We start from the raw sequence: 15,334 nt of genomic DNA, 5'->3' as shown, positions 1-15,334 counted from the left end.
CGGTGTTACAAAAATGTAAACGGGTGTTTGATTTTTTGATTTGGCAGGATTAGTCTGGTCAGACAAGATAATAAAAATGGAAGTTTTGTCATGTCTGCCATGTACCCTAATTTATTAAAGCCATTAGATCTCGGTTTTACACAACTGCGAAATCGAGTGCTAATGGGATCGATGCACACGGGTCTAGAAGAAGATAAGGAAGGGCTCACCAAACTCGCCGCCTTTTATGAAGAGCGTGCGAAAGGAGGTGTTGGGCTTATTGTCACAGGAGGCTTCTCTCCCAATTTGCGTGGTCGATTACACCCTCTAAGTGCCGAGTTTAGTAAACCTAAACACGCTCAGGCACACCGTGTGGTTACTGACGCAGTGCACAAACATGGCAGCAAAATAGCCCTGCAAATTCTTCATGCGGGTCGATATGCGATGCATCCGCTGGCGCAAAGCGCGTCGGGAATCAAAGCGCCGATTGCGAAGTTTGCGCCGAGTGAGATGAGCGATCGTCAGATAAAAAGCACCATTAGTGACTTTGCGAACAGTGCAGAGCTTGCTCAGCGCGCCGGTTATGATGGCGTAGAACTTATGGGATCAGAAGGGTATTTGATTAACCAGTTCCTGTGTAAGCGGACTAACGTGCGTTATGACGAATGGGGAGGCAGTTATCAAAAGCGGATGCGTTTTCCTTTAGAGATTGTTAAAGCAGTACGTAAAGCCGTTGGCAACGAATTTATTATTATTTTCCGTTTATCTATGTTGGATTTAGTCGAGCAGGGCAGCACATTTGAAGACGTTATTGAGCTGGCAAAAGGGCTTGAAGACGCGGGTGTGACCATTATTAATACCGGTATTGGTTGGCACGAAGCACGCATTCCGACGATTGCTACTCAGGTTCCTCGTGGTGCATTTACTTGGGTAACAGAAAAAGTAAAACCACATGTGACGGTACCCATTGTTACCTGTAATCGTATTAACACCCCTGAAGAAGCCGAGCGTATTCTCTCATCGGGTCAAGCGGATATGGTTTCTATGGCTCGCCCATTCCTAGCTGATCCTTATTTCGTGGCGAAAGCGGAGCAAGAGAAAGCGCAGTTAATCAACACCTGTATTGGTTGTAATCAAGCGTGTTTGGACAATGTATTCAAAGGCAAGCGCGCCAGTTGCTTGGTCAATCCTCTTGCCTGTTACGAAACCGAAATAGTGGTCGAACCGACTTTTAAGAAGAAAAGTATCGCCGTGGTTGGAGCAGGGCCAGCAGGGTTGGCGTGCGCAACAACACTGGCAGAGCGCGGTCATAAAGTCGACTTGTTTGAGAAAAGAGATCGCATTGGTGGACAATTCCGCTTAGCGATGCAAATTCCGGGTAAAGAAGAATTTAGGGAGACAATTCGTTACTTCGCGAATCGCATTGATGAAACGGGCGTAAACCTTCATCTATCTACCGAAGCGAACTATGATTTACTCCGTGAGTACGATGAGGTGGTCATGGCTTCGGGAGTTGAGCCTCGTAAACTCTCGATAGAGGGAATCAACAACCAAGATAAGGTAGTTGATTACCAAACGTTGATCCGCGACAAAACGCCTGTCGGTGAAAAAGTTGCAATAGTGGGCGCTGGAGGTATTGGTGTGGACGTGGCGACCATGATCACCGAGCCAGTAGAGCACTCGCTTGATGACTGGTTACATGAATGGGGCATCGACAAAGAAATGTCTCAACCAGGTGGACTGTATCCTTTTCCTGACTCGGTGAGTGAGAAAGAGGTTTGGGTATTGCAGCGCCGCAAAGGGCGAGTTGGCAAAGGTCCAGGAAAAACGACTGGCTGGATTCACAAACGTACATTAGAAAAACGAGGCGTTCATCTGCTCGGTGGCGTATCCTATGACAAGATTGATGATAACGGATTACACATCCACATTGATGGTCATGCTCAATTATTAGCTGCCGATAAAGTGGTCATTTGCGCAGGCCAAGAGTCTGTTCGGCCATTTGAAGATAAGTGGGCGGAGCTAGGGGATAAGCTGCACATCATTGGTGGTGCGGACCATGCTGGTGAACTCGATGCCGTTCGGGCGATACGTCAAGGTGTCAAACTTGCGGTGAAGCTATAAAATTTGTGGTGAAGCTATCGAAGGGAAAAATCGACGTTCTCTGGATTTTCTGGAATAGTCCCGTATGAAGTCCACTCTTGGGGTCATCAAAGACGACTGGATCAAATCCACATAAAACGGCTTGTTATTTAAGCATAAAAACTGTGTTAAAGTATCTTGTAAATGATAACGTTTTCGATTTAAAAGAGGCCTGTTAATGGAAGCACTCGATCTATTGCTTAATCGTCGTTCTATTGCGAAGCTCACTGCGCCCGCACCAGAAGGGCAGGAGTTGGAAAACATTATTCGCGCCGGACTTCGTGCGCCAGACCATGCGGGTTTAACACCATGGCGTTTTGTGATTGCGCAAGGCGACGGTTTGAAAAAATTATCGGATGTATTGGTAAAAGCTGCCGTAGCTGAAAACAGTGACGATACTGTGGTTGAAAAAGTCAAGAATGCGCCATTTCGTGCACCTATGGTGATCACGGTGATCGCAAAGGTGACCAAACACGATAAAGTGCCGGCCTTTGAGCAGTATCTCTCGGCGGGTTGTGCTGTGCAAGCAATGCAAATGGCCGCCGTTGCGCAAGGCTTCCAAGGTTTTTGGCGTTCTGGATCATGGATGTTCCACCCTGAAGTGCATAAAGCGTTTGGACTGGAAGGGGAAGATCAAATAGTTGGTTTCCTTTACTTGGGCTCGGCTGGCTGCTCTCCGATGAAAGTGCCGGAGCGAGAACTGTCGGAATTTGTTCAGTTTCTCTAAAAATAGCTATCTATACTGTCTATCTGTACAGTTTTTCTTGATTTGTTAGGGCCACATTCGATAATGTGGCCCTAATTATTATTACTGTTAAATTGTTATGTCTCGTCTGTTTATTGCTGAAAAACCAAGCCTTGGCCGCGCGATTGCTGCTGCACTTCCTAACCCTCAAAAGAAAGACCAAGGCTTCATTCGCTGTGGCAATGGAGACGTGGTGACTTGGTGTATCGGTCATTTATTGGAGCAGGTAGAGCCAGACGCTTATGACGAACGCTACAAAAAATGGAATATGGCGGATCTGCCTATCGTTCCTGAGCAGTGGCAGTTAAGGCCAAGGAAGAGCGCCAGTAAGCAATTGACAGTGATCCGCAAGCTACTTAAAGAGGCCACTGAGGTCATTCATGCCGGAGACCCAGATCGCGAAGGTCAACTTTTGGTTGATGAAGTGCTTGATTACTGCAAATTATCGAAAACCAAAAAAGCCGCTACGCAACGCCTTCTTATTTCCGACTTAAACTTACCCGCCGTCAAACGAGCGCTTAGCTCAATGCGCAGTAACCGCGATTTTATTCCACTTTCCGTGTCCGCGTTGGCGCGTTCTCGGGCGGACTGGCTGTATGGGATGAATATGTCTCGTGCTTATACGTTGTTAGGTCAAAAGGCTGGGTATCAGGGCGTGTTATCGGTCGGCCGAGTACAAACGCCAGTTTTGGGGCTTGTGGTTCGCCGCGATGAAGAAATCGAAAGCTTTATCCCTAAAGATTATTTCACATTGCATGCGTTAATCCCGTATCAAGATCAAAATGGTGCTTTCGACATTCGTGCGCGTTGGAAGCCAAGTGAAGCGTGTAAACCTTGGCAAGATGAGGAAGGGCGTGTTTTAAACCGAAAGCTGGTGGAGAACGTTGCTGCTCGTATTAAGAACCAGCCAGCCACGGTGAAAGAATCGGAACAGAAGCAAACCAAGCAGTCGGCACCACTTCCGTACTCTCTGTCCGCTCTACAAATTGATGCTGCGAAGCGCTATGGGATGAGTGCGCAGCAAGTCCTAGATACCTGTCAAGCGTTGTATGAAAAGCACAAACTGATCACTTACCCACGTTCGGATTGTCGTTACCTTCCGATAGAGCACTTTGCACAAGCTGACTTAGTGACTTCGGCGATTTCAAACAATGCCAAAGAGCTGCAAAGTGCGGTTCATGGGGCGGACTTGTCACTGAAATCAAAAGCGTGGAACGACAAAAAAGTCGATGCACACCACGCGATCATTCCGACACCGAAAAAAGCGAGCGTCAACGCATTATCTGGTAATGAGATGAAAGTGTATCAGCTTATTGCACGTCAATATCTCATGCAGTTTTATCCGGCAGCCGTATACGCCGAAGCTAAGCTGGTGTTCGATATTGCTGGTGGCACCTTTATCGCCAAAGGTCGTCAGCTGGTTTATCCAGGCTGGAAAGCGTTGATGGGGAAAACGGACAAAGACGACGATGGCATCGATGCAGTGCCCCCGTTGACGGAAGGAACGGTGCTGACTTGTCGCGAAGGTGAAATCAAAGATCGTAAAACCGAACCGCCAAAGCACTTTACCGAAGCGAGCCTGCTGCAAGCCATGACGGGAATTGCCCGTTATGTAGCGGACAAAGAGTTGAAAAAAATACTTCGTGACACCGACGGTCTTGGTACGGAAGCCACACGAGCCGGAATACTCGATACGCTTTTCAAACGACAACTTTTGACTCGCCAAGGGAAGTCAATCCTTAGCTCACCCGCGGGCCGCGGTCTTATTCATGCACTTCCACAAGATGCCACTTATCCTGATATGACTGCGCATTGGGAACACCAGTTGCAAGGCATGGCAGAGAAAAATCAAGCTTACCAGCCATTTATGCAGGCGCTAGAACAGCGGATCGATGGACTAATGGGGCAAGTCAAGTCGGGTCCAATTCCTGAGTCTTTACGCCATTTACCTAAAGTCGAGCGGCCAGCCTTTAAGCGAAAAAAACGCAGTTACTCAAAAGGTGGCGCATCTAAGCCGACTGCATCCAGACGCAAATCTTCGTAAATCGTCAACTTTATCGACAAGCAAGCGGTCTATTTGTATGCCGCTTTTGTGGTTATTCTTTATCAACGGTTTGCGGTTGAATCCATTCTTGAACTTGCTACTATTCTGACGAAATCAATCACAAGACATTGTTATGCTGCCACTGATCTACCACCCAATCTATTCTCAACTTGATTTGCCGGAAGGGCACCGCTATCCGATCATGAAGTATCAATACCTCTATGATGCGGTCCAGGCACGAATAACGGAGCAGAACTGGCAAGATAAAGTCCAGTTTTTTGAACCTCAAGCGTTATCGGTTGAAGAAATAAAGGGCGTGCATGATGAAGAGTACGTGGATTTACTTGTCAATGGCACCATGCCAGCGGCCAAGATGCGACGTATAGGCTTTCCATGGAGTGAAGGGCTGATCACGAGAACACTGACGTCGACCGCAGGTACAGTGCTTACTGCGGAAAAAGCGTGGGAACATGGTATTGCTTTGCATCTGAGTGGCGGCTATCACCACGCACATAAAGATTTTGGCAGTGGTTTTTGTTTGTTTAATGATCTTGCCATCGCAGCCAAGCATATGTTGAAACATGAGCACGTCGATAAAATTTTGATCATCGACAGTGATGTTCATCATGGTGACGGTACTGCGACGCTATGTCAGGAAGAGCCAGACATAGTGACGCTATCCTTCCATTGCGATAAAAACTTCCCCGCAAGAAAACCTCAGTCTGATCTGGATGTTCCATTGGCGCGAGGAACCAGTGACGAAACCTTCTTAATGACGTTCAAAGAAGTCGTGACCATGGCGCTCAACCTGCACCGCCCTGATATGGTGATTTATGATGCTGGTGTCGATATCCACATTGACGATGAACTTGGTTACTTCGATGTGTCTACGCAAGCGATATTGGATCGCGACCGCTTCGTAATGCAGTTAATGAAAGACAGAAGTATTCCAGTTGCGGCGGTCGTTGGCGGAGGTTACCGAACCCATCATCAAGACTTAGTCCCCATTCATATGCAGCTTATTCAAGCGAGCGTAGAAGCGTTTACATAATCGACGTAACGCCGAGTCGAATGTAAAAGAACTTGATGCACTAATGAGATAGTCCGCATTCTTCTTTATCTCTGCTTGAATGGAGTGGTGAATACGGTGTTGAATGGTTGGGCATTCCATAACCAGAGGTTTAGATGAGACTTCTTAAAGTATACAAAGTCAGTGTTGTCTTATGTATAGCGGGCATTGTGAGTCTAGTGGCTTACAACACAGTCGGTTCACACGTTGATGAAAATGGTATTTTGGTTGAGCCGTTTGCGCTTATTCCGATCTTCTGGCTGTTAGAGCTACTCGCAGGTGTGGCTTTCGTCGTGACTTATTTAAAGCGCAGCAAGAAACCTCACTGAGTTTTCATTGGGAGCTCACCACACAAACAGCAAAGGCTACTCCGAGGAGTAGCCTTTTTTGTAATGTGCTAGTTGGAGTTTAGTTGTCGGTTAGACTAACCTGAAGCTGTGCTTCGGCACAATTACCAGCTTTACCCGTCGATGAGACACGAGCAAACTTGATACCGTTACCGTCCAATAGGATGAACTCACCTGATGTTCCATCTAACTGAACAGTAAAGTTAGCGTGGTCTATGTTTACGTCAGTCGATAGTTCGTACGTACCGTTGGTAGCGTCTACAGTCCAGTGTTCTTTAGTATGACTGTTTTTGGAATTACCAGCGTGAGCATTAGCTGTTGCAGAGAAATTTCCGGTTTCGGTTAGATACTCTTGTAACAGTGAGAATACCTCAATTGCATACCCCAATTGGTCAACTTCTGGTAGTGAACCTACATCTGTGCTTTGACGTTGGAAATCCAAACCGCCTAGTGTATTTAGCCCTCCGTTCGCTGACACGAAGTTGTTTAGGTTAACCAAACAGTTTTCAGCAATGAAAGCAGTCTGATCTTTAATAACCTCCGGAGTCAGAGTGACACCAGCGACTAGCGATGGTGCTACGAGTTCAGGCTTAGGTGGAGCATTGTAACCTTCAGGAGCTACTTCAACAGAACCTTCGAATGTTTCTTCGTAAGTAACCAGTTTAGGCTCGCCCTGTGGTTCTACATTTGGTACCTGTTCCGGTGTTTCAAATGCTTCAGGAGTTTGCTGCACAACTTCTGGTTCTTGGTTAAATGGAATAGCTTCCGGTTGACCTTGGTCAAGAGCATCAGGAGCCACACTGAATGATGGGATACCTTGCTCAATAGCTTCTTCTGGTATTTCCGGGGCACCTTGTAAATTTGCAGTAGGAGCTACTTGGACTTCTTCAGGCGTTGCTGAAGGGATTGCAATGGGAGTAGCATCAGGTTCACCTTGAGGCGTTACATTAGGTTCTGTTACTATCTGTTCTGGTGTTGCATTTGGTGTTGCCCCTGGCGTTTGGTTTAACAGTGAATCATACTTCGACTTCTGTAGGTCAATCTGCTCATGGATACCTTCTTTATCAGTAGGATCTGGGTTCTTCTGAGTAACAGGTGTAGGTGTCTCTTGTAACAGTGTAGCCGTTGGTTCGTACTGATTAGGTAGCAGAGGTGCATGAGCACGGTCAGCCAGTAGAGATCCATACTTACTAACTTGTAATTCGGTCTGGTTAGCCAAAGCTTGAGTTTCAGGTACAGGAGTAGCTTGTGGTGTAGCCACAGGAGTACTTGGTGCCGTAGCCGTAGGTGCTTTTGTAACTACAGGAGCTTCTAGTTTTACATCAGGAGTTGGTGCAATAACTTGAGTTGTAGCTGTAGGAGTTACAGTAGCCTTAGGTGTCAGCTTCTTATCACGAGGAGCCGGGATAAATTGCTGTTTAGCTACAGGCGTATCCGTAATCAGCTTAGGAGTTAGCTTAGGGCTAACCTGAGACTGAATTGTAGGGACAGAAGCAACAGTAATTGTGCTAGCAGCACTGTAAGCAACTTTACCTTGAGCAGCTACTAGAGCAGTTGTCTTAGCCACAGAAGAAGTACCAGCAACTGTAATAGGAGTCTGGCTCCATACTGTAGTTCCAACCGCTTGGTGGTTTACTGTTTTTCCTGCCACTGTTTTAGGCGTTATCGATGACGTGCTTGCTTCGACAGTTTTACCCGCCGGAGCCGTTTGACTCCACACCGTAGTGCCAACCGCTTGGTGGTTTACCGTCTTACTTACTCGAGCCACCTGACCAGTGTGCTTACCGTTGTTATCATGGTTGTTTGAGAGGCGATTGCCGTGACCATTGTTGCTTTTAGTTGTGTTGCCATTAGAGACCACTGATTGGATCTCAAACGAAACATCGGTATCGTTTGACCCATCAGTGACGGGCAGCAACGCACTATCAGCTTGAGCACTAGTAGATTCTACTGATGACGTATTTTGATTGTGTTGCGAGCTTAACTCTGTTTGAGTCGCTTGATCAGTATTTGATTTATCACCACCATCACCACCGCCACACCCTGTTAGAGTTGCAGCCGTGATTGCAGTCATAGTAAAGATGCTTACTAGTTTCATTGTGCGTGAGCCATATCAAGTTTAATGTGGTTGTATGCGTTCATTTTCATTAAAAGTGTGAACTATGTCTGTATTATTAATGAGATTGCTCAGTTAATGATCTAATTAAGTTTAATAATGGTGTTGATAGGTAAATATGACGGTTTTTAGTTTTATGCGATATTTTATATAACTAATGTGGTTTTATTTAGTGGTTTAGTTTGCTGTGTGTGCTCATTATTGAAACGCTTAGGCTGGGAAACTGTCGGTTTTGAGTGCCCTCCGAACGTTAAATGCTCCAATTTTATGTGCTTCTCTTGGTTCTAAGCGTGAGTGGTTGTTGATGTTGCCATTTCTGCTTGAAAAGGAGACTGGCTTCTCGATGAAAACGCGGTGTTGCGTTAGAAAGGACAATTGAGCTGCGGTGGCAAGAAAGGAAGGCGTCGCCTAATCGTGGCCGTGAGTAACAGCACTCATTTACGAAAGGGTAGCATGCTAGAACGGATATTTTTGGGGTGCGCAAAAACAAAAACGCCGCTGACGAATCAGCGGCGTTTTTGTTGAATGTGGCGGAGAGATAGGGATTTGAACCCTAGATACGCTATTAACGTATGCCGGTTTTCAAGACCGGTGCTTTCAACCACTCAGCCATCTCTCCGTGTTGATGCGCATAATATAAGGCTTTGAAAATCTTGTAAACCCTTAAAATTACTGTTTGCTTTATTTGTAGCCAGTTTTTTGATAAAAATTCGAAGTTGCGTCTATTGCTCCAAGCCTATCGCCGTAATCTGTTTAATTTTTAAACCGTCAGAGACAAAAAGCCAGTCAATTTTGCAGACTGGCTTGAGCAAAGTGTTGTTTCAAAGCACGATGGATGCGCGATACAAAGCCGATTATGCACTAAAAATTTGTGATAACTCGTTCGCACATAGGTGATATTGGCGAGGGCAATTGCGCCATGTTTGCAGCATGCGACGATACTTATCCAACATTGGCATTTGGCTGTTGAAGTGATGATCAGCTTTGTCAAACTGTGGGTATAGCCCTTCTGAATCCACTAAGAAGCGCACGTAATGCACTTGTTGAGCTTCGGTTGCAATATCAAAACCAAGGAATTGCAAACGACGTTGGTCGACTTTGCTGCGTTCTTCTTCATCCAAAATATTGTTGGATTCTTGCATCGCGTGGAACATCTCCATAATGTCGATAATTTCGCGACACTCGGCTTCGGTGATGCGACCGAAGTCTTTGTTCAACTCACACATCTGCAACCCATAACCGCGTTCTACTATGGTTTGTAAGCGTTTGTATTTCGCTGCATTACTTGGGTCAAGCTGAGACATTAGGTTGTATTGGTTCGATAGGATCAAACGTTGAGCGTTCGACATTTCCATGATGACCTCACTAAATTATCTAATACATTTTTAATGTGCTTAGGTTAACGTCTAAACCATGACTGAAACATGATCTCAACACATATTTAATATGAAAAGTGGTAATAATTCTTAAAAAGTAGTCTTACCGCCCTAACTACAATCGCTACTTTTTATGGTAATGATTGTATATGTAATCGCGATCAGAGAACACTCTTAACCATTCAGGTTTAAAGACCGTGAGTACGGCGAGCGACATGCCGTTGAGTAATCCTTCCGGGAACGCGAGTAATGGCACAAAAACAAAATAGTTGTGATGAATCGTCTCCCAGTCGTAATGACCGGAATATAGGTGATACAGTGAGTTGAAAAGAAGGTGTAAGCTGCCGGTGAGCGCACCATTGAAAAAACCAGCAACGAATATGAATACGAAGATGTTTCTTGGTAAGTAATGAAAACTCAACAGAAAAATGAGGTAACTGGTGAGGATAGGAAGTAGAGCCGATAACATGAGTATACTAGGAATGAAAGTCAACGAATTTCCGTGTAACCACTGACTCATGATCATCGCGGGTATACTTAGTAGTAATGCCATGCGCCAACCATACATCATCGTCAGAGTGGTTAACGCGAGAAAGTGAATCTGCAGTCCGTCTTTCACGCCTGCCTGGGTAGACCATAAAAGAGTGAGAACGAATAAGGTCGCGAAAACCAGATGCTGAAACGACTTCTCCTTTTCTAGTTTGGGCCAAACGTTCTTTCTCCAATCGGGCACACAGCTCACGATGACTATCCAAACAATAACAATTGCCGAGACCAGATTAAACCAATTCATTCTTACTTCCTTGTGCGTTGGCTTCGTTACTATTATTAGGTGATGTCATGAGTTGTACGTGACTCCTAAGTACTGATACCAATCGTAGTAAATAACTGGTCATTCTACACGGAAGACTCGGGCTAGAAAATTCACATCGTGGCGATACAAAAATACCAGCGTAGCGCTGGTATTTCTTAGTGTGTGCCAATACTGGATTAAGGGATGTTTAATACTTTACGTTCGAGTTGTATTGAGCAAGGATGGATTGAATTTCATCCATGGTTTCTTTAGAAGGAGGGTTTACGCCGTCGAGCGGGTACTCCAATCCTAATGCTTCCCATTTATGAGCGCCCAGCTTATGGTACGGAAGCAATTCGACTTTTTCGATGTTGTCCATGTCTTTAATGAATTCGCCCAGCATATGGGCGGCTTCTGGATCATCGGTATAGCCTGGAACAACGACATAACGAATCCAGGTTTTTTGACCAATTTTGTTTAAGTAGCGAGCAAAGTCGAGAGTACGACGATTCGACACACCAATAAAGTCCTGGTGAATTTCATCTTTCATGTGTTTGATATCAAGCATGACAAGGTCAGTCGCGTCTAACACCTCATCAATGACATCGGTGTGCTTACGGACATACCCGTTGGTGTCTAGGCAAGTGTGAATCCCTTCAGCGTGTGCCGCTCTGAAAAAGTCACGAACGAATTCCGGCTGGAGCATGGCTTCTCCACCAGAGCAAGTGACACCACCCCCTGAAGCATTCATAAAGTGTCGGTAACTTTTGGCCTCGGCAATGATCTCTTCCACCGATACTTCTTTGCCGTCATGCGTGTCCCATGTGTCACGGTTATGACAATATTTGCAACGCATTAAGCAACCTTGCAAGAAGACGATGAAACGAATACCGGGTCCGTCTACGGTACCACATGACTCATAGGAGTGAATACGTCCAGTTGTTGACATCTTTTGCTCTCATTCTTATTGACTTTAACTGTTATTTTATTACAAAAATCAGGGTTAAAACAGCTTAACCTTGCTTAAGTTAGTGCAACTTATTGCTGTATTGAGAATCGTTGTTTAGAAGAACGCAAAAACAGAAAGAGACCCCGTGCCATAAACGTCGGTGTGAGGCTGTTTATAATCTGGCGTCTTTATTGTCATAGTTAAACTGGCTCCCACATTCTCGGTATACCAAGTAGCGCCTGCGATTGCGCTTGCTTGCCAATGCTCTAAGTCTACATCATAGGCTTTCTGGGATCCGGGTATACCTGAGCGCTTGCCTTCGATGGTCATGTCATTAAAGCGGTAGTGACCTTCGAAACCTCCAAAGACGAACCAGCTACTGGTATTTTTGGCTAACATGCTGGCCGAGAAGGGACTTTCTACACTGATGTTTGCGGCGCCTATGCTGTTGGCGAGGTGAGTACCCCAACGAAACATGACTCCTTGAGAAATATCGCTACGAAAGTTACCGGCGTTAATGTTGTTAACGTTGGTGATTTCCCATTGTGTTGTGTTTTCGTCACTACGTAGTAATTTATTGAAAGCTCGATAGCCGACACTGAAGGCGACTTTGTCATCGATTTGATACTCCCATCCATTTGGATCCGGCGAGCCAGTAATATTATGCACAAATAGCTGTGCTTTTTCAGATAGGGCGCTTTCACCCGTTGCACCAATCGTAAAATTGTAGCGAACCGCTTTGTCTGAAGTCAGAGAAAGGTAGTTGATTTCAGTGTGGAGATAGCCAGCATAAGGGCGATCATTGGCAAGAGGGTAGTCGGCTTCTATGTCACTTGGCGTCCACATTTTATGACCGAATACTAACTCGATTTTATCGATGTTTTCTGTGTTGGATTGGTGAAGACTAAGCCAATCCCATTCGCTCTGCTTTCGTAGCTGACCCGTTGCGTATGAGAAAAATACGCCATTGGTATAATCGTGGTCAACGCCAAAAACTCCATCGTTGTCGAGCGTAAAAGAAAGGGTGGACTGTGTCGATGCAAAGGCAACAGGAGACAAAAGGGGAAGAACAAATAGTTTGCTGAGTTTCATATACTTCATTTACTCGCTTTTTTATGCATCATACGAAAGAATGACAGCGAAATCTTTTGCCAAGTCACAAGTTTGACTCTAGAGATAAAAAAAAGGCTGATGCTTTGTAGCATCAGCCTTTGTTGTATCAATCTACGTTATTTCAGAGAGTTATTATAGAGACTCAGTGAATGTACGTGCGATTACGTCAGCTTGTTGCTCTGCAGTTAGAGAGTTAAAGCGTACTGCGTAACCAGAGACACGGATTGTAAGCTGAGGGTATTTCTCTGGGTGCTTAACAGCGTCTTCTAGAGTTTCGCGGTTAAGAACGTTCACGTTTAGGTGTTGACCACCTTCAATACCTGCTTCGTGGTGGAAGTAACCATCCATCAGACCAGCAAGGTTAGCGCGTTGAGAACCTTCATCTTTACCTAGAGCGTTAGGTACGATCGAGAAGGTGTAAGAGATACCATCTTGTGCGTCAGCAAACGGCAGTTTTGCAACTGAAGTTAGTGATGCAACCGCACCTTTCTCATCGCGACCGTGCATTGGGTTTGCACCTGGAGCAAATGGAGCACCAGCACGACGACCATCAGGTGTGTTACCCGTTTTCTTACCGTAAACCACGTTTGAAGTGATAGTAAGAATTGACTGAGTAGGGATTGCGTCGCGGTAAGTCTTAAGCTTACGGATTTTGCCCATAAATACAGAAACAAGTTCACATGCGATGTCATCAACGCGTGGGTCGTTGTTACCGAATTTAGGGTAGTCGCCTTCGATTTCGAAGTCGATCGCTAGACCGTTTTCATCACGAATAGGTTTAACTGTAGCGTATTTGATTGCAGACAGAGAGTCAGCAGCCACAGAAAGACCAGCGATACCACAAGCCATTGTACGTTTAACGTCACGGTCATGTAGAGCCATTAGAGACGCTTCGTAGCTGTACTTGTCGTGCATGAAGTGGATTGCGTTTAGTGCAGTCACGTACTGCTTCGCTAGCCAATCCATGAAGTGGTCCATTTTCTCCCACAACTCATCGTAGTTCAGTACATCGCCTTCGATCTTAGGCATTTCTGGACCAACTTGGATTTTTAGCTTCTCATCCACACCACCGTTGATGGTGTAAAGCATAGTTTTCGCAAGGTTAGCACGAGCACCGAAGAACTGCATTTGCTTACCAACAACCATTGGAGATACACAACATGCGATTGCGTAGTCGTCAGAGTTCATGTCTGGACGCATTAGGTCGTCGTTTTCGTACTGGATAGAAGAAGTATCGATAGATACTTTCGCACAGAACTTCTTGAAGCCTTCAGGTAGTTGCTCAGACCAAAGAACAGTGATGTTCGGCTCTGGAGAAGGACCCATTGTGTATAGAGAGTTTAGGAAACGGAAGTTTGTACGAGTAACCAGTGTACGTCCGTCAAGACCCATACCACCCATAGACTCAGTTGCCCAGATTGGGTCACCAGAGAACAGATCATCGTACTCAGGAGTACGTAGGAAACGAACCATACGTAGCTTCATTACGAAGTGGTCGATCATTTCTTGAGCTTGGTCTTCAGTGATGCGACCAGCAGCGATATCACGCTCAATGAAGATGTCTAGGAACGTAGAAGTACGGCCTAGAGACATTGCCGCGCCATTTTGAGATTTAACAGCAGCTAGGTAACCGAAGTAAGTCCACTGGATAGCTTCTTGTGCAGTTTCTGCAGGACGAGAAATGTCACAACCGTATTTAGCAGCCATTTCTTTGATTTGACCTAGCGCACGATGTTGCTCAGCGATCTCTTCACGAAGCTGCATTGTCATTTGTAGGTCTTCGCCGTTCTCGAAACGCTCTTGTAGAGAAGAGAACTGTGCGAATTTATCCTTCATTAGGAAATCAATACCGTATAGAGCAATACGACGGTAGTCACCGATGATACGACCACGACCGTAAGCATCTGGAAGACCAGTCAGTACGCCAGATTTACGACACGCCATGATCTGTGGCGTGTAGATGTCGAAAACGCCTTGGTTGTGTGTTTTACGGTATTCTGTGTAGATTTTCTTAACTTGCGGATCTAGCTCACGATTGTATGCTTTGCATGAACCTTCAACCATGCGGATACCACCGTTAGGGATGATCGCACGTTTCAGCGGAGCGTCAGTTTGTAGACCAACGATAGTTTCAAGATCTTTCTCGATGTAGCCTGCATCGTGAGCAGTGATGGTAGAGATAACTGAAGTATCAAAGTCAACTGGAGCGTGAGTCGAGTTTTCTTGTTTGATACCTTCCATTACCTTAGCCCAAAGCTTGTTAGTTGCTTCAGTACCTTCAGAAACTAGGAAAGATTCGTCGCCTTCATACGGAGAATAGTTTTTCTGAATGAAATCACGAACGTTTACTTCGTTTTGCCAATCACCTTCAGCAAAACCTTCCCAAGCTTTAGCAAATTGCTCTGCCATGACATACCTACCTTTTTAGTAGAAAAAAATACGCACTGCTTCGCCGTTGAGCCAGCTATCCTCGTTCAGGTGAGGAACAGTACACTCTTATGAATAACAATATTTATAGTCTCAAATTCACAATACTGGGTAGTAAAACTATAAATATTGTCACTACAAATTAACGCCGTTTCGTTAACCTATAGTGAAAGACTAAACTAAAATTTTTTTGCAAACCTTAAACTAAATCAATAAATCTTCAAAAAATGCGAT

11 protein-coding genes and 1 tRNA gene are annotated in these 15,334 nt (G+C 45.3%); 5 read left to right on the top strand and 7 right to left on the bottom strand.

What is annotated here, in order from left to right:
- Nucleotides 1–90 precede the first annotated feature (90 nt).
- From ONE56_RS08870 to ONE56_RS08850, 5 genes are all read left to right on the top strand, one after another.
- A complete protein-coding gene (locus ONE56_RS08870) occupies nucleotides 91–2,103 on the top strand; it encodes an NADPH-dependent 2,4-dienoyl-CoA reductase (RefSeq protein WP_331437367.1) in 2,013 nt (670 codons plus the stop codon).
- Between the two features lie 196 nt (nucleotides 2,104–2,299).
- Nucleotides 2,300–2,848: an NAD(P)H nitroreductase gene (locus ONE56_RS08865; RefSeq protein WP_041154904.1), complete on the top strand. Its 549-nt coding sequence runs from the start codon at nucleotides 2,300–2,302 to the stop codon at nucleotides 2,846–2,848.
- Between the two features lie 97 nt (nucleotides 2,849–2,945).
- Entirely contained in the window at nucleotides 2,946–4,910 is a 1,965-nt protein-coding gene (locus tag ONE56_RS08860; protein WP_423839689.1) for a DNA topoisomerase III, read from the top strand.
- Between the two features lie 133 nt (nucleotides 4,911–5,043).
- The gene (locus ONE56_RS08855; protein WP_423839688.1) at nucleotides 5,044–5,961 is read left to right on the top strand and encodes a histone deacetylase family protein; all 918 of its coding nucleotides are present in this window, start codon (nucleotides 5,044–5,046) and stop codon (nucleotides 5,959–5,961) included.
- A 134-nt stretch (nucleotides 5,962–6,095) separates the two neighbouring features.
- Complete coding sequence (locus ONE56_RS08850; RefSeq protein ID WP_423839687.1) at nucleotides 6,096–6,308, top strand: DUF3955 domain-containing protein; 213 nt, start codon at nucleotides 6,096–6,098, stop codon at nucleotides 6,306–6,308.
- A gap of 79 nt (nucleotides 6,309–6,387) precedes the next feature.
- Here ONE56_RS08850 and ONE56_RS08845 read toward each other — a convergent pair whose 3' ends face one another.
- The 7 genes from ONE56_RS08845 to pflB form a co-directional block, all read right to left on the bottom strand.
- On the bottom strand, nucleotides 6,388–8,424 hold the full coding sequence (locus ONE56_RS08845) for a hypothetical protein (protein WP_423839686.1): 2,037 nt from the start codon (nucleotides 8,422–8,424) through the stop codon (nucleotides 6,388–6,390).
- A 546-nt stretch (nucleotides 8,425–8,970) separates the two neighbouring features.
- Nucleotides 8,971–9,061, bottom strand: a tRNA-Ser gene (locus ONE56_RS08840).
- Between the two features lie 235 nt (nucleotides 9,062–9,296).
- Nucleotides 9,297–9,797: a YfbU family protein gene (locus ONE56_RS08835; protein ID WP_041154893.1), complete on the bottom strand. Its 501-nt coding sequence runs from the start codon at nucleotides 9,795–9,797 to the stop codon at nucleotides 9,297–9,299.
- Nucleotides 9,798–9,942: 145 nt separating this feature from the next.
- Nucleotides 9,943–10,611: an energy-coupling factor ABC transporter permease gene (locus ONE56_RS08830; protein ID WP_331437370.1), complete on the bottom strand. Its 669-nt coding sequence runs from the start codon at nucleotides 10,609–10,611 to the stop codon at nucleotides 9,943–9,945.
- Nucleotides 10,612–10,819: 208 nt separating this feature from the next.
- A complete protein-coding gene (pflA, locus tag ONE56_RS08825) occupies nucleotides 10,820–11,560 on the bottom strand; it encodes a pyruvate formate lyase 1-activating protein (RefSeq protein WP_041154891.1) in 741 nt (246 codons plus the stop codon).
- Between the two features lie 114 nt (nucleotides 11,561–11,674).
- The gene (locus ONE56_RS08820; protein ID WP_423840505.1) at nucleotides 11,675–12,652 is read right to left on the bottom strand and encodes a lipid A deacylase LpxR family protein; all 978 of its coding nucleotides are present in this window, start codon (nucleotides 12,650–12,652) and stop codon (nucleotides 11,675–11,677) included.
- 153 nt (nucleotides 12,653–12,805) lie between these two features.
- A complete protein-coding gene (pflB, locus tag ONE56_RS08815; RefSeq protein ID WP_423839685.1) occupies nucleotides 12,806–15,082 on the bottom strand; it encodes a formate C-acetyltransferase in 2,277 nt (758 codons plus the stop codon).
- Nucleotides 15,083–15,334 lie beyond the last annotated feature (252 nt).

The organism is Vibrio mytili, assembly GCF_049563345.1.
Taxonomy (GTDB): Bacteria; Pseudomonadota; Gammaproteobacteria; order Enterobacterales; family Vibrionaceae; genus Vibrio; species Vibrio mytili.
Note: the sequence above shows the minus strand (reverse complement) of the source record. Positions and strands in the feature narration are given on the sequence as shown.

Bases quoted from the DNA above. Each gene is read 5' to 3' on its own strand.
- ONE56_RS08830 (WP_331437370.1), bottom strand. From the start codon at position 10,611: ATGAATTGGTTTAATCTGGTCTCGGCAATTGTTATTGTTTGGATAGTC.
- ONE56_RS08850 (WP_423839687.1), top strand. From the start codon at position 6,096: ATGAGACTTCTTAAAGTATACAAAGTCAGTGTTGTCTTATGTATAGCG.
- ONE56_RS08845 (WP_423839686.1), bottom strand. From the start codon at position 8,424: ATGAAACTAGTAAGCATCTTTACTATGACTGCAATCACGGCTGCAACT.
- ONE56_RS08820 (WP_423840505.1), bottom strand. From the start codon at position 12,652: ATGAAACTCAGCAAACTATTTGTTCTTCCCCTTTTGTCTCCTGTTGCC.
- ONE56_RS08835 (WP_041154893.1), bottom strand. From the start codon at position 9,797: ATGGAAATGTCGAACGCTCAACGTTTGATCCTATCGAACCAATACAAC.
- pflA (WP_041154891.1), bottom strand. From the start codon at position 11,560: ATGTCAACAACTGGACGTATTCACTCCTATGAGTCATGTGGTACCGTA.
- ONE56_RS08870 (WP_331437367.1), top strand. From the start codon at position 91: ATGTCTGCCATGTACCCTAATTTATTAAAGCCATTAGATCTCGGTTTT.
- ONE56_RS08860 (WP_423839689.1), top strand. From the start codon at position 2,946: ATGTCTCGTCTGTTTATTGCTGAAAAACCAAGCCTTGGCCGCGCGATT.
- ONE56_RS08865 (WP_041154904.1), top strand. From the start codon at position 2,300: ATGGAAGCACTCGATCTATTGCTTAATCGTCGTTCTATTGCGAAGCTC.
- pflB (WP_423839685.1), bottom strand. From the start codon at position 15,082: ATGGCAGAGCAATTTGCTAAAGCTTGGGAAGGTTTTGCTGAAGGTGAT.
- ONE56_RS08855 (WP_423839688.1), top strand. From the start codon at position 5,044: ATGCTGCCACTGATCTACCACCCAATCTATTCTCAACTTGATTTGCCG.